This is a genomic window from Shinella fusca, from assembly GCF_014203155.1.
In the GTDB taxonomy this organism is placed as follows: Bacteria; Pseudomonadota; Alphaproteobacteria; order Rhizobiales; family Rhizobiaceae; genus Shinella; species Shinella fusca.
The window spans coordinates 1-20,750 of record NZ_JACHIK010000016.1; the positions used below are offsets into that span (position 1 = coordinate 1).

The following is a 20,750-nucleotide window of genomic DNA, read 5'->3' on the forward strand; positions in this document are numbered from 1 at the left end:
ACGAAGCCTGTCATAGCGCTGCCGCAGATGGGTGTGCTCGACGAGGAGTGCGCGCACGGCCCTGTCGAGCTGCTCGATATCCCGGGCGATGGCATCCAGCCGCTCCTGGACGAGGGAGCGCACCAGCGGCTCGTCCTCGGTGTCGAGCAGGCTGGCAAGTCCGCTTCTTTCTGCCACCAGCCTGCGGCGATGGGCCAGGACGGCGCTGAGCCGCTGGCGGGCGGCATCGGGGCGCCAGGGTGTCAGGTTCTCCTGCGCGACGGCCAGGTAGCGGGCGATCATGGCTGCGTCGATGGCGTCGGTCTTGGCCAGCTGGCCGAGCGCACCCGCCAGCTGGCGCACGCGGGCCGGCGCCACGACATACACCGTCATGCCGGCCGCATGGAGCGGTGCGATCAGCTTGCGCTCATAGCCACCGGAGGCTTCCACCGCGACGGCGCACCGCCCAAGGCCGGCCAGGCGCTGCACGAGGGCGCCGATGCCGTCTTGCGAGGCGGGACAGGAAAACCGCGTGCCTGCCGGATGGACAAAGACATCGAAGCGGGTCTTGCACACGTCGATGCCGACGAAGGGGAGATCATGTATCATGGCCTTGCTCCCAGGCTTGTGGTGCGGGCGAAAAGCCCGAGCAACCGTTCGGGGTCAAAGGGAGCAGGCAGGGCCTTGCTCGACCGCGGCCTTCAAAGCCAACCCGAGGGAACGGCCACCTGCCTGCATCGGCCGGGATGCGCATCCCGGCCGATGCAAGCAAGTAAACCACATCTCATCCACACAAGCCCGAGGATGACGACCGAGAGGGAGCAGCGAGCGGAGGAGCCCCTCAAACGCGAAACGGGCCCCGCAGGGCCCGTTTGCCTCCTTGGGAGGAATAGCGCGCTCAGGCTTCCAGCGAATAGCCGGCGCCGCGGACGGTGCGGATGACGTCCTGCATGCCCGCGAAATTGAGGGCCTTGCGGAGGCGCCCGACATGGACGTCGACGGTGCGCTCGTCGACATAGATGTCGTGGCCCCAGACGCCGTCGAGGAGCTGGGAGCGCGAGAAGACGCGGCCGGGGGAGGTCATCAGGAATTCGAGAAGCCGGAATTCCGTCGGGCCGAGGCGCACCTCGCGGGTGCGGCGATGGACGCGGTGGGTCTCGCGGTCGAGCTCGATGTCGCCGCAACGCAGCACCGTCGAGACGACCTCGGGCTTGGCGCGGCGCAGCATGGCGCGCACGCGGGCGACGAGCTCGGGCGTCGAGAAGGGCTTGACCACATAGTCGTCCGCGCCGGTGGCAAGGCCCCGTACGCGCTCACTCTCCTCGCCGCGCGCCGTCAGCATGATGATCGGCAGGCGCTCGGTCTCCGGCCGCTGGCGCAGGCGCCGGCAGAGCTCGATGCCGGAAACGCCCGGCAGCATCCAGTCGAGGATCAGGAGGTCCGGCATGCGCTCCTGCAGGCGCATCTCGGCCTCGTCGCCGGAAAGGATCGTATCGACCTCGAAGCCCTCGGCTTCGAGGTTGTAGCGCAGGAGGACGCTCAGCGCCTCCTCGTCTTCCACCACCGCGATTCTCGGCACCATGGGCGCGTCCCTTACTCGGAGGCTTCGGAAAGGTCGGCGGCGACCACCGACGTGGAGGTGTCGTCCTTCGGGCGCTCGCCCTCGGGCTGCGAGCCCGTCGCCATGTAGTAGATGGTCTCGGCGATGTTGGTCGCATGGTCGCCGATGCGCTCGATGTTCTTGGCGCAGAACAGGAGGTGCGTGCAGGGCGTGATGTTGCGCGGATCCTCCATCATGTAGGTGAGCAGCTCGCGGAACAGCGAGGTGTAGATCGCGTCGATCTCGTCGTCGCGCTCGCGGATCGCCTTCGCCTTGTCGACCGAGCGGGTGGCGTAGACGTCGAGCACTTCCTTGAGCTGCATAAGGGCGAGCTCGGCGAGGTGCTCGAGACCGCGGGCGAGCGTGCGCGGCATGCCGGAGCTCTGCACGGCGATGACGCGCTTGGCGGTGTTCTTGCCGAGGTCGCCGACGCGTTCCAGCTCGGCGGCGATGCGGATGGCGCCCATGATCTCGCGCAGGTCCGCGGCCATCGGCTGGCGTTTGGCGATGGTGACGATCGCCTTCTCGTTGATCTGCCGCTCGGCATTGTCGAGGATGATATCCTCGGAAATGACCTTCTGGGCCAGCACCGCGTCCGTGGTGACAAGGGCGCGGACGGAATCGGCGACCATCTGCTCGGCGGTGCCGCCCATCTCGGAGATACGGCGGGAGAGGTACTTCAGTTCTTCGTCATAGGCGGAGACGATATGGGAGGGGGCCATGGTTCTGTCCTTGATGCGCGCGGGTTCGGGGGAGCTTGGGCGTCAGCCGAAGCGGCCCATGATGTAGTCCTGCGTGCGCTGGTCGTCCGGGTTGGTGAACATCTTGTCGGTGTCGTTCTCCTCGACGAGGTTGCCGAGGTGGAACATGGCGGTGCGCTGCGAGACGCGGGCCGCCTGCTGCATCGAATGCGTCACGATGACGATGGTGAAATTGGCGCGCAGCTCGTGGATCAGTTCCTCCACCTTGGCGGTGGCGATGGGATCGAGCGCCGAGCAGGGCTCGTCCATCAGGATGACCTCGGGGCTAACGGCGACGGCCCTGGCGATGCACAGGCGCTGCTGCTGGCCGCCGGAAAGGCCCGTGCCGCTTTCCTGCAGGCGGTCCTTCACCTCGTTCCACAGGCCCGCCTTCTGCAGGCTCTGCTCGACGATGGCGTCCATGTCGGCCTTGGCTTTCGCAAGGCCGTGGATGCGCGGGCCGTAGGCGACGTTCTCGTAGATCGATTTCGGGAACGGGTTCGGCTTCTGGAAGACCATGCCGACGCGGGCGCGCAGCTCGACCACGTCGATTGCCGGGTCGTAGATGTCGTCGCCGTCGAGCGTGATGCGGCCGGTGACGCGGCAGCCGTCGATCGTGTCGTTCATGCGGTTGAGCGTGCGCAGGAACGTCGACTTGCCGCAGCCGGACGGGCCGATGAGGGCCGTCACGGTGTTTTCGCGCACATCGAGATTGACGTCGTAGAGGGCGCGTTTCTCGCCGTAGTAGACCGAAACGTCCCTGCCGATCATCTTGTAGGAAATGTCGTTCATTTTTCCGTCCAGCGCTTTCTCGACTGCGGCTTCTGACATGATGTTCATCTGACGGGTCCTTTTACCAGCGCCGTTCGAAGCGGCGGCGCAGCAGGATGGCGCCGACGTTCATGAGAATGAGGAAGAGAAGGAGCACGATGATGGCGCCCGACGTGCGCTCCACGAAGGCGCGCTCGGCCTCGTTCGCCCACATGTAGATCTGCACCGGAAGGGCCGTCGCCGGATCGAGCGGCGTTGCCGGAACGTCCGCCACGAAGGCCACCATGCCGATGAGCAGGAGCGGCGCCGTCTCGCCGAGCGCATGGGCGAGGCCGATGATCGTGCCGGTGAGGATGCCGGGCATGGCAAGCGGCAGGACGTGGTGGAACACGGTCTGCATCTTGGAGGCGCCGAGGCCGAGGGCCGCCGCGCGGATCGACGGCGGCACCGCCTTCAGCGCCGCGCGGGTCGCGATGATGATGGTCGGCAGCGTCATCAGCGTCAGCACCAGGCCGCCGACGAGGGCCGCCGAGCGCGGGAAGCCGGCGAAGTTGACGAAGACGGCAAGGCCGAGCAGGCCGTAGACGATGGAGGGCACGGCCGCGAGGTTGTTGATGTTCACCTCGATCAGGTCGGTGAGGCGGTTCTTCGGCGCGAACTCCTCCAGGTAGATCGAGGCGGCGACGCCGATGGGCAGCGAGAGCGCCAGCACGATCAGCATCATGTAGAGCGAGCCGACGAGCGCGACGCCGACGCCTGCGGCCTCCGGGCGGCTGGAGGCGCCGTTGACGAAGAGGCCGGTGTTGAAGTGCTTGGAGAGCGCGCCGCTTTCGGCGAGCTGGTTCATCCAGCCGACCTGCCTGTCGGAGATCTTGCGGTCCTTCTCCGGCACGTCGAGATTGATCTGGCCCTTGAAGGCGGAATCGAGGTCGCCGGAGGCGAGGAACGTCACGTCGCGCGTCGTGCCGATGATCGACGGATCGGCGACGACGAGGTCGCGCAGCTGGGTGCGCACGCTGTCCGAGATCAGGCCGTTCACCGCCTTGAGGCCGGCCCGGTCCTTCTCGTCGACGCCGAGCACCTTCGCGAGCGCATTGCGGGCGACGACCGGGTAGTTGGCCGAGACGAGCTTTTGCGGGTTGGCGGCGCGCTCGTTGTCCTTGTCGATGACCTGTTCGGAGAATGCGACCGGAATGGTGATCATCGACTGCTGGAAGGCCGTGTAGCCCTTGGAGACCACGGAGAACAGGAGGAGGAACAGGAAGAGGAGGCCGAAGCCGATGGCGGCCATGCCGTAGAAGCGGAAGCGGCGTTCGGCGGCGTAGCGGCGGCCGAGGCCGATATCGCGGCGCCCGGGCCGGGCGGAGGCGCCGATGGAGCTCATGGAAGACATGGGGGAGACCTGGCTCATTCGTACTGCTCCCGGTATTTGCGCACGATGTAGAGGGCGTAGATGTTGAGGCAAAGCGTGATGACGAAGAGCGTGATACCGAGGGCGAAGGCCACCAGTGTCTGCGGCGAGGTGAATTCGAGGTCGCCCGTCAACTGGTTGACGATCTTCACCGTCACCGTCGTCATCGGCTCGAAGGGGTTGAGCTGCATGCGGGCGGCGACACCGGCTGCGAGCACGACGATCATGGTCTCGCCGATGGCGCGGGACGCCGTCATCAGGAGGGCACCGACGATGCCCGGCAGGGCGGCCGGCAGGATGACGCGCTTGATCGTTTCCGAGCGCGTGGCGCCGAGGCCGAGCGAGCCGTCGCGCAGCGCCCGCGGCACGGCGGTGATGATGTCGTCCGACAGCGAGGAGACGTAGGGGATCAGCATGATGCCCATGACGAAGCCGGCCGTCAGCACGCTCTGCGCCTGGATGAAGCTCGCAAAGTTGCCGGTGGCAAGGCCGTTCATCTGCGCCGAGATATCGCGCAGGAACGGGCCGACCGTGACCATGGCGAAGAAGCCGTAGACGATGGTGGGGATGCCGGCGAGGACCTCGAGGAGCGGCTTTGCCACCGAGCGGAGCGTGCGCGAGGCGTATTCCGACATGTAGACGGCGGCGAAGAGGCCGACGGGCACGGCGACCAGCATGGCGACGAAGCCGATATAGAGCGTGCCGGCAAGGAGCGGGACGAGGCCGAACTGGCCGGCGGAAGCGGCGGCGCCCGCCGCCGCGAAGCGCGGGTCCCAGACGGTGCCGAAGAAGAATTCCCAGGCCGGAACCCGGTTGAAGAAATGGATGGCTTCCGTGAGCATCGAGGCGACGATGCCGATCGTCGTCAGGATGGCGATGGAGGAGGCGGCGAGGAGGCCGCCGAGCATCACGCCCTCCACCCGGTTTCGCGCCCGGAACTTCGGCGCGATCATCCGGTAGGAGAAGAACGCCCCTGCGAGCGCGACGAGGACGACGAGGGCCGAGCGGAGGAGACCGCTCGCCACCGTCATGCGGTTGAGCGTGTCGGCGGAGGTCAGCATGTAGGGCGCCGGGTCGGCGGCGAGCGGCACGCCCTTGGCGGCCAGCACCGTGCGGGCGGCGGAGCCGTCGGCAAACAGCGCCGTTCGCTCTTGCGCCGACAGCAGCGAGAGGCCGCGGGAAATGGCGCCGATCATGTTGTAGTCGAGGTTCTGCGTCGCCTGCGGCTCGGCCTTGACCTCTTCGGGAAAGCCGTTGCGCACGGTCGAGCCGATATAGATCGGGCTCGCGACGATCCAGACCAGCAGCACGAGGACCGCCGGAAGCACGGACCAGACGGCGACGAAGGCGCCGTAGTAGCCCGGCCGGGAATGCAGGCTGGACGCCTTGCCGCCGGCAAGCGCGCCGGCGCGCCAGCTGCCTGCCAGATATCCCATGACGCCGATGCCGGCGACGACGAGCAGAAGAAGGGACACACTCATTTCGGACATTCTCCCGGCGAGACCGGCCGGCGCGACACCCGTGAAGGATGGCCGCGCCGGCCAGAGCAGATTACATGATCTTGCCGTCGGTGAAGGCCTTGCGGACCTCCTCGCGCTCGGCGTCGGGGGCCGGAACGAGGCCGTATTCGGCAAGCGGGGAGTCGGGGCCGATCATGTCGTCGCTGGTGAAGAACTCGACATAGTCCTTCAGGCCGGGGATGACGCCGAGATGCGCCTTCTTGACGTAGAAGAACAGCGGGCGGGAAACCGGATATTCGCCCGAGGCGATGGTCTCGACCGAAGGAACGATGCCGCTGACGGTGGCGACCTTCAGCTTGTCGGCGTTGTTTTCGTAGAAGGAGAGGCCGAAGACGCCGATGCCGGACTTGTTGGCGGCGATGCGGGCCAGCGTTTCCGTGTAGTCGCCGTCGATGTCGACGGCCAGGCCATCCTTGCGCACGGCGACGCACTTGGCATGCTGGGCGTCCTTCTCGGCGACGGCGGCCTTGATCACCTCGGCAGCGCCGGAGGCTTCGCAGCCGGCCGCCAGCACCTTCTCCTCGAAGACTTCGCGCGTGCCGTGCTTCTCACCCGGGATATAGGCGGCGATCTCGGCGTCCGGCAGGTCCTTGTTGACCTCCGACCACTTCTTGTAGGGGTTGGCGACGAGCTTGCCGTCGACGACGACCTCGGCGGCGAGCGCGAGGTAGAGGTCCTTCGGCTCCAGCTTCAGGTCGGCATTGCCGGCGTCCGTGGCGAAGACGATGCCGTCATAGCCGATCTTGACTTCCTGGATCTCGGTCACGCCGGCAGCCTTGCAGGCCTCGACTTCGCTGTCCTTGATCGCGCGCGAGGCGTTGGCGATGTCGATGGTGTCCGGGCCGACGCCCTTGCAGAATTCCTTGAGGCCGCCGCCCGTGCCGCCGGATTCGACGATCGGCGTCTTGAAGTCCGGATAGGTCTCGCCGAACGTCTCGGCGACGATCTTGGCATAGGGAAGAACGGTGGAGGAGCCGGCGATCTGGATCTGGTCGCGGGCGACGGCAACGCCTGCGAAGGCGGCGGAAGCGACAAGCGCCGCGGCAGTGAGCTTAAGAGATTTCATCTGGGGTCTCCCGAAGAGGACGTGTGTTGCAAGCGCTCGTTTCGCGCTCTCTGCCGTTGACCGGCGGCCTCTGTCTAAACCCCGATCGCCATTGCTTTTATGTCAGTTCGACGAAACATTTGTGACAGGTCAAGCATCTGGAAATGCTTGCGAATTTCCATCATCACGACGAAAGCCTGATGGTATGTGTCAGAATTTGACGGTAAAGACCGTGCCCTTGCCGAGCTCGGACTTCACCACGAGGCGCGCCTTGTGGCGCGTCAGGATGTGCTTGACGATGGCAAGCCCGAGCCCGGTGCCCTTCCTGGACCGGCTCGCCTCCACGTTGACGCGGTAGAAGCGCTCGGTGATGCGCGGCACATGTTCCGGCGGAATGCCGGGGCCGTAGTCGGTGACAGAAAGCTCGACGGGCGCCTCGCCCCCGCCGGTGAGCACGATATCGACACGCTTGCCCTCCTGCCCGTATTTGCAGGCGTTCTCGATGAGGTTCTCGAAGACCTGGACCAGCTCGTCGCGGTCGCCGTTGACGGTAACCGGGCGGTCCGGCAGGTGCAGCGCCACCTCGACGCCGAGATCGCCGGCGAGCGGCTGGAGGCTGTCGCGCACATGGCCGAGGAGCGGCACGAGGTCCACCGTCTGGTCCGGCGCAAGGTTGGAGCGCAGTTCGAGGCGCGAGAGCGAGAGCAGGTCGTCGACGAGGCGGCTCATGCGCGTCGCCTGCTCGTGCATGATGGCGAGGAAGCGTTCTTGGGCCTTCAGGTCGTTCTTCGCCGGGCCCTGCAGCGTCTCGATGAAGCCGCGCAGCGAGGCGAGCGGCGTGCGCAGCTCGTGGCTGGCATTGGCGACGAAATCCGAGCGCATGCGCTCGATGCGGCGGGCCTGCGAGACGTCGCGGAAGGTGAGCAGCCAGAGCGGCTCGCCCCTGCGGTCGGCAAGCGGGGCGATGCGCACGACATGGACCGTCTCGGAGGGCAGGCGCTCGGCATGCTCCGTCTCGCGCGGCTGGCCGGAGGCGATGGCCTCGCGCACCATGTCGAGAATGCCGGGGGCGCGGATGCGGCCGGCAAGGTCGCCATTGCGCGGGATGGGGCCGAAGACGGCTTCCGCCGCGCGGTTCTGCAAGAGGACGGCCTCGCTTGCGGAAAGAAGCAGCGCGGGGGCGTCGAGCGCGCCGAGAACGGCGGCGATGGCCATGCGCTCCTCCGCAGCCCGGTCCGGCTCGGCAGGCGCTGCGGCAACGGGCACGGCGGCCCGCTGCTCGGCTTCCGCCGCGCGCCGCTCCACGCGTAGCAGGCCCGCAATGACGAGGAGCAGCACTGCGAAGGAGGCCCAGCCGAGATGCATGCCGGAAAGCCACATCATGAAGCCGACGAAGACGGCGGAGGCGATGAGCACCCGCTCCCCCCACAGTTGCGCCGCCAGCCAGCCGAAGACCGTCCGCTGATCCGTCACCGCCGCCCATTCCCTCGCCAGCATCGCACCCTCCGCGCCTCCACCGATTCCCGATGGATAGCGCGGCTTCGTGACATGTTTTTCACGGCGCGCTTGAATTCGCAATGCGGTTATGGCCACCTGCGGCCATGCGGCGCTCGCCGCCTCTTGGTGTTTCGAGGAGCAGACGATGGCGGAGAAGGCGGAAAGCCGGGCGGTGGAGCTGGATATCCACGACAAGAAGCGGGTGTTCGACATCGACGATCCGAAGCTGCCGGACTGGATCTCGGAAAAGGCCTTCGGCTCCGACGACTACCCCTACGACAAGAAGCTTGCCAACAAGGAATACGAGAAGACGCTGAAGCTGCTGCAGATCGAGCTGGTCAAGGTGCAGTTCTGGCAGCAGAAGACGGGACAGCGGGTGATCGCCGTGTTCGAGGGGCGGGATGCCGCCGGCAAGGGCGGGGCGATCCACGCCACCTCCTCCTACATGAACCCGCGCTCGGCGCGCGTGGTGGCGCTCACCAAGCCGACGGAGACCGAGCAGGGGCAATGGTACTACCAGCGCTATGTCGCGACCTTCCCGACCGCCGGCGAATTCGTGCTCTTCGACCGCTCCTGGTACAACCGCGCGGGCGTCGAGCCCGTCATGGGCTTCTGCACGAAGGAGCAATACGAGAAATTCCTGGAGGAGACGCCGCGCTTCGAGGAGATGGTCGTTTCCGAGGGCATCCACTTCTTCAAGTTCTGGCTCAATATCGGCCGCGAGATGCAGTTGAAACGCTTCCACGACCGCCGGCACGATCCGCTGAAGATGTGGAAGCTCTCGCCGATGGACATCGCCTCGCTCAGGAAATGGGGCGACTACACGGACAAGCGCGACCGCATGCTGAAGGAAACCCACACGGACCATGCGCCCTGGACCGTGGTGCGCGCCAACGACAAGCGCCGCGCGCGTATCAACGTCATCCGCCACATCCTGACCTCGCTCGACTATGACGGCAAGGACAGGAAGGCGATCGGCGCGGTGGACGACAAGATCCTCGGCTCCGGCCCCGGCTTCGTCAGATAGGACCGGCGCCGGTCATTCGCCCGGCAGGATGCGCACGCCGTAGAGGTAGACGCTGGCATTGCCGCCGGCGATATCGCTGTTGAGCAGGAGATGCCCCGGCTCGCTCGGCGAGAGCGAGCGGTCGAACGTCACCTGAAACAGGATATCCGTGCGCTCCGACACCGTGAAGCGGTGGCGGCCGCAGCCGCCCATGGTGGAGAAGTCGCATTCGACGGTGACCTGCACCGGCTTGCCGTTCGCCGACTGCACGGTGAGCGCGACCGTCGAATTCTTGCCGCCGAGTTCGCCAAGCACTTCGGGCGAGACCTCGATGCGCACCGCCCCGTCCCGGTCGGGATCGGTGGAGGTTATGCGCGCGGCCGGGCCTTCGCCCGTGCCGACCTGCTCGAAGCGGCCCGCCGCGCCGGCCGACAGCTTGTCCATGTCGCCCGGCGAGAAGACCGCGCGCCAGTCGGCGGTGAAGCGGTTCTGCGTGTCGAGCGCCTTCTTGACCGGGTCGTCACCGGAGAAATCCTCGCCGGAAACCCGGGCGGGCGGAATGGAATCGTCCGCATCGCCGCGAAGGTCGGCAAGCAGCCCGCTCGTCTGCACCCACCAGGCAAGCGCCCCGAAGGCGGCGATCAGCGTTGCGACGACCAGCAGGAAGGAGAAGAGGCGGCCGCGGCGCCTGCGCGCCTTCGCCACCCTTTCGGGCCGGATATCCGCCGGCCCGCCCGAGGCCTTGCCGGACGCGGGCCCGGCGGCTGCGGCGCCGCCCGCGGAAAAGCCGTCCGCGCGCTCGGGGCGGATCGCGCCGATATCGCCGGTTCCGCCGGCCGGCCGGCCGGCATCGTCGCGCCGTTCGCCTTCCAGCGTCGGCTCGGCCCGCTCGGCGCGCAGCGCGGGTTCTGCCCGGGCCTCGGCGACCGGCTCGGCGCGGACCGCGCTTTCGGCGGCGGCAAGCCGGGCGCGCTCCTCCGTCTCGATCTCGCGGATCGTCGCCTCCAGCCGGTGGCGCTGGGCGGCCATCGTCTCGGGATCGTTGATTTCCTGCTTGCGCAAGCCGGCTTCGAGCGCATGGCGCGCCGACTGGTAGATCCGCGCCCGCACCTCGGCATTGGCACGCTCGGAGCGCGCCAGCGCGTTTCTGATTGCCGTCTCCAGTCCGCTCACATCCGACCCTTCTGCGGGAGCCGCCTCATGGCCGCTACGATACTTCTGTGGAAAGAGCCCTGCTTTCCGGCTTTTGTTAGGTTTTGCGTAACGTTTGACGCGAATTTGCGCAAGCCTTCCGGCCGAACCGCCCGGCCTTCTCCGGGGATAAGCACCTGCCCCGAGGCGATGAGACCGCCGGCACCTGCCCGGCAGGTCGGCCTGCCGGGCTTGCCGAAGCCGTCACGGCAAACCGCCTCCCCGCCGATCGGCGCACCATTGCGTTTGCAGGAACGCACCGAAGCTCGCCGATCCACGCCCGTATCGCCTCTTTTCAGACCCGTTGCACGCTGCTATGGTTTTGACGTTTTCGTAAACGTCAAAACAGACAGGATTTCCCCTCCATGGCCCTGCCCGCGATCCTCAAGGACAAGCTGCGCCTGCCCGTCGTCGGCGCACCGCTCTTCATCGTCTCGCATCCTGCGCTGACGCTGGCGCAATGCAAAGCGGGCATCATCGGCGCCTTCCCGGCGCTGAATGCCCGGCCCGAATCGCAGCTCGACGAATGGCTGGCGGAAATCACGGAGGGCCTTGCCGCGCATGACGCGAAGAACCCGGACCGCCCGGCCGCGCCCTTCGCCGTCAACCAGATCGTCCACCGTTCCAACAGGCGGCTGGAGCACGACCTTGCGATGTGCGTGAAATACAAGGTGCCGGTCGTCATCTCCTCGCTCGGCGCCGTGCCGGAGGTGAATGCGGCGATCCATTCCTACGGCGGCATCGTGCTGCACGACGTCATCAACAACCGCCATGCGAATTCGGCGATCCGCAAGGGCGCGGACGGGCTGATCGCGGTCGCCGCGGGCGCGGGCGGCCATGCCGGCACCCTCTCGCCCTTCGCGCTCGTGCAGGAGATTCGCGAATGGTTCGACGGGCCCCTCCTCCTTTCCGGCGCGATCGCGACCGGCGGGGCGATCCTCGCGGCTGAGGCGATGGGCGCGGACATGGCCTATATCGGCTCTCCCTTCATCGCGACGGAGGAAGCGCGTGCGAGCGACGCCTACAAGCAGATGATCGTCGACAGCGCGGCCGCCGACATCGTCTATTCCAATTATTTCACCGGCATCCACGGCAACTACCTGAAGTCTTCCATCGCCGCCGCCGGCATGGACCCCGACCACCTGCCGGAAGCCGATCCCTCCAAGATGGATTTCGACAAGGCGACGACCGGCGCCAAGGCCTGGAAGGACATCTGGGGCTGCGGCCAGGGCATCGGCGCCGTCAAGGCGATCGGCCCGGTGGAAGACCTCGTCGCCCGCCTCGAGCGCGAATACGACGCCGCGAAGGCCCGCATCACCGCCGGCTGAACCGGCCATTTCGCGGCATCGCACGGGAAAAATGCGGAAGTTCAAACTCCCCGCTTGAAATCTCCCGCCATTGCGGTTATCAGCGCACCCATTCCGGTCCCGACACGCTTCGGGACCGCTGGAAGCCGCTTTAGCTCAGTCGGTAGAGCACATCATTCGTAATGATGGGGTCAGGTGTTCGAGTCACCTAAGCGGCACCACTTCCTTTCTGACCTCTCCGCCTTGACCGCCCACCGGGACTCGGACATTCCTGCGCGCATGAAATTCTTGGCCATTTCGGGAAGTGCGCGGCGGGCGTCCACCAATACGGCGATGCTGCGCGCCTTGCGGGCTGCCGCGGGGGCGGACCATGCCGTCGTGCTTCATAACGGGGTCGGGATGCTGCCGGTCTTTTCGCCGGATCTCGAGGGTGAGGCGCTGCCGGCGGCGGTCGCCGAGCTTGCCAGGGCCGTGGCGGAGGCGGACGGGGTGATCATCGCCAGCCCCGAATATGTGCGCTCCATTCCCGGCGGCATGAAGAACGCCATCGACTGGCTGGTCTCACGCGAGGAGCTGGTCGCCAAGCCCATCGTGCTCGCCCATGCCTCCCATCGCGGCGACGACATGCTGCAGCAGTTGCGCATCGTGCTCGCCACGGTAAGCGCGCGGTTCAACGAGGAGATTTTCCTGCGGTTCCGGCTGATGGCGCTGTCGCCGGAGGAGATCGCCGCCCGCCTTGCGGAAGAGGCTGCCGTCGGCGAGATGCGCGCGTTCCTCAACGGCTTTTCCCGTTTCTGCGCGGAAGGCTGAGGGCGTCAGCCGACGTTGCGCTCCGGATCGCGCCGCGCGGGGAGATTCGTCGTTTCGTCGAGGAGGATGGTCGGCTGGTCGCTCGTCTCCAGGTCCCGGATCCATTCACGCCAGATCGCGACCAGAAGGGCCATCAGCACGGGACCGATGAAGAGGCCGACGAAGCCCATGGTCTTCACCCCGCCGATGAGGCCGAAGAAGGTGGGCAGGAACGGCAGCTTGATCGGCCCGCCGACGAGGCGCGGGCGCAGCGTCTTGTCGACGATGAAGAGCTCGACCGAACCCCAGGCGAGCAAGGCAAGGCCCGCGACGAGCGAGCCGCTGGAAACGAGATAGACCGAGACCAGCGTGAAGGAGAGCGGCGCGCCGCCGGGAAAGAGCGCCATCAGGCCCGTCAGCACGCCGAGCGTGACGGCGGACGGCACGCCGGCGATCCAGTAGGCCGTGCCGAGCACGATGCCCTCGCCGATGGCGATCAGCGTCATGCCCGTGACCGTGGAGCTGATCGTCGCCGGCACGATGCGGGAGAAGCGCTCCCAGCGCATCGGCAGGATGCGCTCGCCGAGCCGATCCACCTGGGCGGCGAAGGCCTGGCCGTCGCGATAGATGAAGAACAGCGCGATCAGCATGAAGAGCATGGCGAGCAGGAGGTTGAAGGCCTTGCCGCTGGCCGCCAGCGCCACGCGGTAGATATTGCCGATATGCGCGCCGCTGACGATCTGCGTCAGCTCGCCGATCGCGCCCGGATGATCGAGGAAACGCGTCCACTGCATGTCGAGCCAGCCGCCGATGACGGGCAGCGCGCGGATCCAGTCGGGCGTCGACGCGCCGGTGCGGTTCGTCTGCACCGCCCAGCCGATCCAGTCGCGGATCTCGTGGAAGGCATAGGTGGAGGCGAAGAGGATGGGCCCGACGATGAAGCCGAGGATGAGGAGGATCGCGATGGAGGCGGCCAGCGTGCGCCGGCCGTTCACCCGCGCCAGAAGCCGCGTATAGAGCGGCCAGCTCGCAAAGGCGATGACGAGCGCGGCCAGCACCGGCACGACGAAGCCGTGGAAGAAATAGATGCCGGCAAGCACGACGAGGACGAGCAGCCAGCGCGCAGCCGAAACGGGCGAAACCAGCGCGGCTCCACTGGCGCGCGCGGCGCCCAGAAGCCGAGGCTCGTTTCTACGATGATCCGAATGCAGCAAACGCGTCTACTCCCTTGAGGCCGGCGCCCAGGGCCCGGACCACCAAGATAAGGTGTAACTGAAGAATGTTAAACATATGCGCGCCTTTTTATGCCGAGGCGCGGTGAGACGTCGCAGGGTTGGGCGCGCGCATCGCTTATTGACGTTTACGTCAATGTAATATAGCGATGACGCTTGATGGCGCCCGTCAAAAGCATCATCTTGTCCGGATCGGCGGGTTGGAGGACCTTTCGATACCGCGCGGGACGGACGGGTGCCAGCACCCAACGAGGAGGAGAGACATGTCGGCCACAGTTCAGGACCCTTCCACGCAATCGTCCGGCCGTTTCTGGCTCGCCTCCTACCCGGAAGGCGTGGCCGCCGATCTTGCTCCCCTGCACCATTCGTCGATCGGCGCGCTCGTCGAAAGCTGCTGCGAACAATACGCCGACCGCCCCGCCTTTACCAGCATGGGCAAGACGCTGACCTTCCGCGAATTCGGCGCGGCCTCGGCGGGCATCGCCGCTTGGCTGCAGGCCCGGGGCCTTCAAAAGGGCGACCGGGTCGCCGTGATGATGCCGAACGTCCTGCAGAACCCGGTCATCATCTTCGGCATCCTGCGCGCCGGCCTCGTCGTGGTGAACGTCAACCCGCTCTATACGCCGCGCGAGCTGGAGCACCAGTTGAAGGATGCGGGCGCCAAGGCGCTGTTCGTGCTGGAGAATTTCGCAAGCACCGTCGCGCAGGTCGTCTCGCGCACCGCCGTGAAGCACGTCGTCGTCGCCACGATGGGCGACATGCTCGGCCTCAAGGGCCTCATCGTCAATCTCGTCGTGCGCAAGGTCAAAAAGCTGGTGCCCGCATGGTCGCTGCCCGGCCACGTCCCCTTCCGGCAGGTTGTGGCCGAGGGCGCGCGCGCCGGCGTGAAGGATGCCGGCGTGACGCCGGGCGACACCGCCTTCCTGCAATATACCGGCGGCACGACCGGCGTTTCGAAGGGCGCCGTGCTGACCCACGCCAACCTCCTGTCCAACATGGAGCAGATCAAGCTGTGGATCGAGCCGATCTTCCACGTCAGGAAGCGGCCGGAACAGCTCGTCTTCATCTGCGCGCTGCCGCTCTACCATATCTTCGCGCTGACGGTGAACGGCCTGATGGGCATCGCGCTCGGCGGCCATAACGTGCTGATCGCCAATCCGCGCGACATCCCCGCCTTCGTCAAGGAACTGGGAAAATACCCCGTCCACATCTTCCCGGGCCTCAACACGCTGTTCAACGCGCTGATGAACAATCCGGACTTCGCCAAGCTCGACCTTTCCGGCCTGTTGCTGACGCTCGGCGGCGGCATGGCGGTGCAGCGCCCGGTCGCCGAACGCTGGCAGGCGATGACGGGCTGCGCGATCACCGAGGGCTACGGCCTTTCGGAGACCTCGCCCGTCGCCACCGCCAACCGCTTCGACAGGGCGCAATTCACCGGCACGATCGGCCTGCCGCTGCCCTCCACCGAGATCGACATCCGCGACGATGCCGGCAACGCGCTGCCGCTCGGCGAGGTGGGCGAGATCTGCATCCGCGGGCCCCAGGTCATGGCCGGCTACTGGCAGCGGCCCGACGAGACGGCCAAGGTGATGACCGCGGACGGCTTCTTCCGCTCCGGCGACATCGGCTTCATGACGCCGGAAGGCTTCACCAAGATCGTCGACCGCAAGAAGGACATGATCCTCGTTTCCGGCTTCAACGTCTTCCCCAACGAGGTGGAGGAGGTGGCGATGTCGCATCCGGGCGTCCTCGAATGCGCGGCGATCGGCGTGCCGGACGCCCATTCCGGCGAGGCGGTCAAGCTCTTCGTGGTGAAGAAGGACCCGGCCCTGACGGAAGCGGACGTGAAGGCCCACTGCGCGGAGAACCTGACGAACTACAAGCGGCCAAAATTCGTGGAATTCCGCGACGAACTGCCGAAATCCAACGTCGGCAAGATCCTGCGCAAGGACCTTCGCGGGTGAAGGCCCAGGAATTAAACCGATTTAGTTTTTTGCGCCGATCGGCGTTTGCGGGCTTGATTTGCGGGGGGCAAAGCGACTAGCTAACGGCATCCTCCAAAGGCCGAAGGAACACGCCGATGAAAGCGCTTGTCGAAAAGCTGAAAACCATCGTCCGCGACACCGATGCCACGGACATCCGGGCGGCGTTCGCGGCCGATCCCGCCCGCTTCTCCCGCTACAGCACGACATTCGAGGACCTTCTCTTCGACTATTCCAAATGCGCGGTGAACGACGCCGTGCTGGATGCGCTGGAGGAACTGGCGAGGGAAGCCGGCGTCGAGAAGAAGCGTGACGCGATGTTCGCCGGCGAGATCATCAACATCACCGAGGAGCGCGCCGTGCTGCACACGGCGCTGCGCAACCGCGCCAACACGCCGGTGCTCGTCGACGGCCATGACGTCATGCCGGACGTCAACGCCGTGCTCGACGCCATGGGCGCCTTTTCCGACGGCATCCGCTCCGGTGCACTCAAGGGTGCGACGGGCAGGAAGATCACCGACGTCGTCAATATCGGCATCGGCGGCTCGGACCTCGGCCCGGTCATGGCGACGCTGGCGCTCGCGCCTTATCACGACGGCCCGCGCCTGCATTTCGTCTCCAACATCGACGGCGCGCATATCGCCGACACGCTGAAGCTGCTTGCGGCCGAGACGACGCTTTTCATCGTCGCCTCGAAGACCTTCACCACCATCGAGACGATGACGAATGCCGCAACGGCCCGCCGCTTCATCGCCGATGCACTCGGCGAAGCGGCCGTCGGCAGCCATTTCTGCGCGGTCTCCACGGCGCTCGACAAGGTTTCCGCCTTCGGCATCGACGGCAGCCGCGTCTTCGGCTTCTGGGACTGGGTCGGCGGGCGCTACTCCATCTGGTCGGCCATCGGCCTGCCGCTGATGATCGCCATCGGCAAGGAGAACTTCGCCGAGTTTCTTGCCGGCGGCCATGCCGTCGACAACCATTTCCGCACCGCGCCGATCCGGCAGAACATCCCGATGCTGCTCGGCCTCATCGGCTTCTACCATCGCAACGTGCTGAACTACCCCTCGCGCGCCATCCTGCCCTACGACCAGCGGCTGTCGCGCTTCCCGGCCTATCTCCAGCAGCTCGACATGGAATCGAACGGCAAGTCGGTGACGGTGGAGTCCGAGCCGGTCGAATTCAAGACCGGCCCGGTCGTCTGGGGCGAGCCCGGCACCAACGGCCAGCATGCCTTCTACCAGCTCATCCACCAGGGCACGTCGATCATCCCGACCGAATTCATGATCGCGGCGAACGGTCACGAGAAGACCCTTCGCCACCAGCACGAACTGCTGATCGCCAATTGCCTGGCGCAGTCGGAAGCGCTGATGAAGGGCCGCACGCTCGAAGAAGCGAAAGCCCAGCTCACCGCCAAGGGCATGGACGCGAAGAAGGCCGACAGGATCGCACCGCACCGGGTCTTTTCCGGCAACCGCCCGTCGATCACCATGGTCTATGACAGCCTGACGCCCTTTGCGCTCGGCCGGCTGATCGCGCTTTACGAGCACCGCGTCTTCGTCGAGGGCGCGCTCTTCAACATCAATTCCTTCGACCAGTGGGGCGTGGAGCTCGGCAAGGAGCTGGCGACCGGCCTCCTGCCGGTGGTGGAAGGCAAGGAAAGCGCCGCCGGCCACGATTCCTCGACGGCCGGCCTCGTCGCCGCGCTGCTGAAGGCGGCAAAGTAGGTCTCAGCGCAGGCTGAGGCGGCGTGCCGCGAAGGCATCGCGCGGCACGCGGGCGAGATTGCCCAGGAATTCCCGTGCACAGGCGCGCCAGCTATAAGCCATGGCGCGGCCCCGGGCGACGTCCTTCGGGATATCGAGCGCGGCGAGCGCCGCTTCGCGCAGATCCTCCGACAGCGCGCCCGCCTCGCCGAGCACGTCACGCGGCGCGGCGACCGGGAAGGCGGCAACGGGAACGCCGCTCGCCAGCGCCTCCAGCATGACATTGCCGAAAGTGTCGGTACGGCTCGGGAAGACGAAGACGTCGGCCGAGGCATAGAGGGCGGCAAGCGCCTCGCCGGTCCTGCGGCCGAGGAAATGCACGTCCGGATAGCGCTCGCGCAGCATGGCAAGGTCCGGCCCGTCGCCGACGACGACCTTGCTGCCCGGCAGGTCGAGGCCGAGGAAGGCCGGCAGGTTCTTTTCCACCGCCACGCGCCCGACATTGAGGAAGACCGGCCTTGGCAGGCCGAGGTCGCGGCGTCTTGCGGGGTCGAACAGCGTCGTATCCACCCCGCGCGACCAGCGCTTGATGCGGCGAAAGCCGCGCGCGGCCATTTCCGCTCCGAGCGAGCGGGTCGCCACCATCATGCCCTCGCCGGCATTGTGAAAACGCCGCAGCCACCAGTAGCTCCAGCTTTCCGGGATGGGCAGGCGCGCACGGATGAACTCGGGAAAGCGCGTGTGGTAGGCCGTGGTGAAGGGCAGCCGGCGGCGCAGGCAGGCGCGCCGCGCCGCAAGGCCGAGCGGGCCTTCTGTGGCGATGTGGATATAGTCGGGCGCAACCGCGTCGATCTTAGCGAGCACCTGCCGCGCGGAGGCGATGGCAAGGCGGATTTCCGGATAGGACGGCAGCGGCACCGTCGCGAACTTCTCCGGCGTCAGGAAAACGATCTCCACCCCCTCCTCCGCCATGGAGCGCGCCAGTTCCTCCAGCGTGTGCACCACGCCGTTCAACTGCGGCCGCCAGGCATCCGTGACGACGAGAACGACGGGCGCCCGTCCGTCGGGGCGGGCCGGAAGGGGCGAGTCGGGGGCGGTCTGGTCGAGCATGGCCCCTTTGACCATGCGGCGATGACAGGCGGATGAAGGGGCCCCTTACGCCAGCCCGATTTCCTTTGCCCAGGGCGGATTGGCGCCGGCGCGGGAGACGGTGACGGCGGCGGCCCTGGCACCGAGCGCGAGGGCCTTGGCGATCTGCTCCTCGGAGAGCTTCGCCACCTGCTGCTTGGTGAGGAGGTTCTGCATCTTCAGCGAGGCGAGGACGCCGGCATCGAAGGTGTCGCCGGCGCCGACGGTGTCGACCACCGCCACGCGCTCGCTCGGTACCGTGACCTTGTGGTCCGCCGTATAGCCGACCGCGCCTTCCGCGCCGCGCGTGACGACGACGAGCTTGGCGCCGTGATGCAGCCAGTGGCGGGCAAGCGCATCCTCGTCGCCCTCGAGGCCGAACCAGGCGAGGTCCTCGTCGGAGAACTTCACGATGTCCGCCATCGCCGCCATGCGGCGGATGCGCGCCATATGCGCATCCTTGTCCTTGATGAAGCCGGGGCGGATGTTCGGGTCGAGCGAGATGACGCGCGTTTCGTGCTCACGCGCCAGAAGCGCCTCGTAGGTGGAGCCGCAGGGCTCGGGGATGAGGCTGATCGCGCCGAAATGGATGGCCTCGCAATCCGCGCCGAGCGCCGGCAGTTCGGCCTCTGTGATCATGCGGCCGGCCGTGCCCTCGTCGTAGAAGGCATAGGTCGCGTGGCCGTCGACCAGCTTGACGAAGGCGACGGTGGTGGGGCGCGAGAGCGTTGCGCAATAGCTGTAGTCGACGCCGCTTTCGCCGAGCGTCTTGCGCAATATGTCGCCCATCATGTCGTCGGAAAGGCCGGTGAAGAAGCCGGTCGGCACGCCGAGGCGGCCGAGCGCGATCGCCGTGTTGAAGATCGCCCCGCCGGCATAGGGCGCATAGGCATCCTCGCCGAGCGTCGTCGTCCGCGGCAGCATGTCGATCAGCGCTTCACCACAACACAGGATCATCTTCATTCCCCCAATCGATTTTCAATCGATTTAAACGATGACAGCGAAAAGCGCCAGAGGCTTTTACGACGTCGGCAGCTCGGCAACGCCGCCATGGGCGGCAGACCAGGCGAGCGGCGCATCGAAGAAGGCGCCGACCGAGGCGAGCGTTGCGTCGTCGAAGAGCTTTTCCGCCCGTGCGACGGAGAGCACGTCGCGCCAGGTGCCGACATGGTGCAGCCTGACGCCGCCGTTCGCATAGCGCGCCTCGGCCTCCTGGAAGATGCCGTAGTAGAAGAGCGCCATGCCGTGATCGACCACGCCGCCGGCCGCGCGGATCGCGTCGATGAAGGTGAACATGGAACCGCCGACCGTCACGAGATCCTCGATAACGAGGACGCGCGCGCCCTCGGCCATCACGCCCTCGATCTGCGCGTTGCGGCCGTGGCCCTTCGGCTTCTTGCGCACATAGACCATCGGCAGGCCGAGCCGGTCGGCCAGCAGCGCGGCGAAGGGAATGCCCGCCGTCTCGCCGCCGGCGATGACGTCGAAGCGCTCGAAGCCGGCCTCGCGGGTGATGGTCGCGGCGGCGAAATCCATGATCGCCGAGCGGATGCGCGGATAGGAGAGCAGCTTGCGGCAATCCATATAGACCGGGGATGCCATGCCGGAGGCGAGCTTGTAGGGCTCCTCGGGGCGGAAATGCACCGCCTTGATCTCCCACAGCATGCGGGCCATCAGCTCCGCCATCACGTCTTTGTCCGGAAAGGAATTGGAAAACATCGGCATCTCCCGCTGGCTGTCTTGTCGAGCGCATAGCAGCAAGAGCGGCGGCTTTCCAGCATCCCGGCAACGAAAAACCCTCCCCGGCGGGCCGGGAAGGATTTCTGGAGGATCAGACCGCTATCGTCGC

Annotated in this window: 18 protein-coding genes and 1 tRNA gene; 6 read left to right on the forward strand and 13 right to left on the reverse strand. The window is 66.6% G+C overall.

The genetic code is table 11. The annotated features are described in order from the left end of the window. The 8 genes from HNQ66_RS18605 to phoR form a co-directional block, all read right to left on the reverse strand. Positions 1-588 (reverse strand): IS110 family transposase (locus HNQ66_RS18605; protein WP_184145679.1); only part of this gene is annotated, 588 nt, incomplete at its 3' end. A gap of 289 nt (positions 589-877) precedes the next feature. After that, positions 878-1,561 (reverse strand): phosphate regulon transcriptional regulator PhoB, encoded by a 684-nt coding sequence (gene phoB, locus HNQ66_RS18610; protein WP_184145680.1) that lies wholly within the window; start codon positions 1,559-1,561, stop codon positions 878-880. Between the two features lie 11 nt (positions 1,562-1,572). Beyond that, complete coding sequence (phoU, locus tag HNQ66_RS18615) at positions 1,573-2,301, reverse strand: phosphate signaling complex protein PhoU (protein ID WP_184145681.1); 729 nt, start codon at positions 2,299-2,301, stop codon at positions 1,573-1,575. Between the two features lie 42 nt (positions 2,302-2,343). Continuing rightward, positions 2,344-3,159 (reverse strand): phosphate ABC transporter ATP-binding protein PstB, encoded by an 816-nt coding sequence (gene pstB, locus HNQ66_RS18620; RefSeq protein WP_184145682.1) that lies wholly within the window; start codon positions 3,157-3,159, stop codon positions 2,344-2,346. Positions 3,160-3,172: 13 nt separating this feature from the next. Further along, positions 3,173-4,483 (reverse strand): phosphate ABC transporter permease PstA, encoded by a 1,311-nt coding sequence (gene pstA, locus HNQ66_RS18625; protein WP_184145772.1) that lies wholly within the window; start codon positions 4,481-4,483, stop codon positions 3,173-3,175. 14 nt (positions 4,484-4,497) lie between these two features. Beyond that, entirely contained in the window at positions 4,498-5,982 is a 1,485-nt protein-coding gene (gene pstC / locus HNQ66_RS18630; RefSeq protein ID WP_184145683.1) for a phosphate ABC transporter permease subunit PstC, read from the reverse strand. A gap of 70 nt (positions 5,983-6,052) precedes the next feature. Beyond that, entirely contained in the window at positions 6,053-7,087 is a 1,035-nt protein-coding gene (locus HNQ66_RS18635; RefSeq protein WP_184145684.1) for a PstS family phosphate ABC transporter substrate-binding protein, read from the reverse strand. A gap of 189 nt (positions 7,088-7,276) precedes the next feature. Beyond that, positions 7,277-8,563, reverse strand: coding sequence for a phosphate regulon sensor histidine kinase PhoR (phoR, locus tag HNQ66_RS18640; RefSeq protein WP_184145685.1), 1,287 nt, complete (start codon positions 8,561-8,563; stop codon positions 7,277-7,279). 145 nt (positions 8,564-8,708) lie between these two features. Between phoR and ppk2 the strand changes: the two genes are divergently transcribed. Then, positions 8,709-9,590, forward strand: coding sequence for a polyphosphate kinase 2 (ppk2, locus tag HNQ66_RS18645; protein ID WP_184145686.1), 882 nt, complete (start codon positions 8,709-8,711; stop codon positions 9,588-9,590). Positions 9,591-9,602: 12 nt separating this feature from the next. On the opposite strand, the gene HNQ66_RS18650 is transcribed toward ppk2, so the two are convergent. Next, positions 9,603-10,742, reverse strand: coding sequence for a biotin transporter BioY (locus HNQ66_RS18650; RefSeq protein WP_184145687.1), 1,140 nt, complete (start codon positions 10,740-10,742; stop codon positions 9,603-9,605). Positions 10,743-11,125: 383 nt separating this feature from the next. On the opposite strand from HNQ66_RS18650, the gene HNQ66_RS18655 reads away from it, so the two are divergent. From HNQ66_RS18655 to HNQ66_RS18665, 3 genes are all read left to right on the forward strand, one after another. Beyond that, complete coding sequence (locus tag HNQ66_RS18655; protein ID WP_184145688.1) at positions 11,126-12,088, forward strand: NAD(P)H-dependent flavin oxidoreductase; 963 nt, start codon at positions 11,126-11,128, stop codon at positions 12,086-12,088. Positions 12,089-12,212: 124 nt separating this feature from the next. Continuing rightward, a tRNA-Thr gene (locus tag HNQ66_RS18660) sits at positions 12,213-12,288 on the forward strand. A gap of 58 nt (positions 12,289-12,346) precedes the next feature. Next, positions 12,347-12,877 (forward strand): NADPH-dependent FMN reductase, encoded by a 531-nt coding sequence (locus HNQ66_RS18665; protein ID WP_184145689.1) that lies wholly within the window; start codon positions 12,347-12,349, stop codon positions 12,875-12,877. A 5-nt stretch (positions 12,878-12,882) separates the two neighbouring features. On the opposite strand, the gene HNQ66_RS18670 is transcribed toward HNQ66_RS18665, so the two are convergent. After that, the gene (locus HNQ66_RS18670) at positions 12,883-14,031 is read right to left on the reverse strand and encodes an AI-2E family transporter (RefSeq protein WP_380780461.1); all 1,149 of its coding nucleotides are present in this window, start codon (positions 14,029-14,031) and stop codon (positions 12,883-12,885) included. 320 nt (positions 14,032-14,351) lie between these two features. On the opposite strand from HNQ66_RS18670, the gene HNQ66_RS18675 reads away from it, so the two are divergent. Together HNQ66_RS18675 and pgi are read left to right on the forward strand one after the other, a co-directional pair. Then, on the forward strand, positions 14,352-16,052 hold the full coding sequence (locus tag HNQ66_RS18675) for a long-chain-fatty-acid--CoA ligase (RefSeq protein WP_184145691.1): 1,701 nt from the start codon (positions 14,352-14,354) through the stop codon (positions 16,050-16,052). A 116-nt stretch (positions 16,053-16,168) separates the two neighbouring features. Beyond that, complete coding sequence (gene pgi, locus HNQ66_RS18680; protein WP_184145692.1) at positions 16,169-17,794, forward strand: glucose-6-phosphate isomerase; 1,626 nt, start codon at positions 16,169-16,171, stop codon at positions 17,792-17,794. 3 nt (positions 17,795-17,797) lie between these two features. On the opposite strand, the gene HNQ66_RS18685 is transcribed toward pgi, so the two are convergent. The 3 genes from HNQ66_RS18685 to HNQ66_RS18695 form a co-directional block, all read right to left on the reverse strand. Further along, positions 17,798-18,883, reverse strand: coding sequence for a glycosyltransferase family 4 protein (locus HNQ66_RS18685; protein ID WP_184145693.1), 1,086 nt, complete (start codon positions 18,881-18,883; stop codon positions 17,798-17,800). A gap of 45 nt (positions 18,884-18,928) precedes the next feature. Then, entirely contained in the window at positions 18,929-19,858 is a 930-nt protein-coding gene (locus HNQ66_RS18690; RefSeq protein ID WP_184145773.1) for a carbohydrate kinase family protein, read from the reverse strand. Positions 19,859-19,921: 63 nt separating this feature from the next. Continuing rightward, positions 19,922-20,620 carry an orotate phosphoribosyltransferase gene (locus tag HNQ66_RS18695; protein WP_184145694.1) on the reverse strand — a complete coding sequence of 233 codons (699 nt, stop codon included), beginning with the start codon at positions 20,618-20,620 and terminating at the stop codon, positions 19,922-19,924. Positions 20,621-20,750 lie beyond the last annotated feature (130 nt).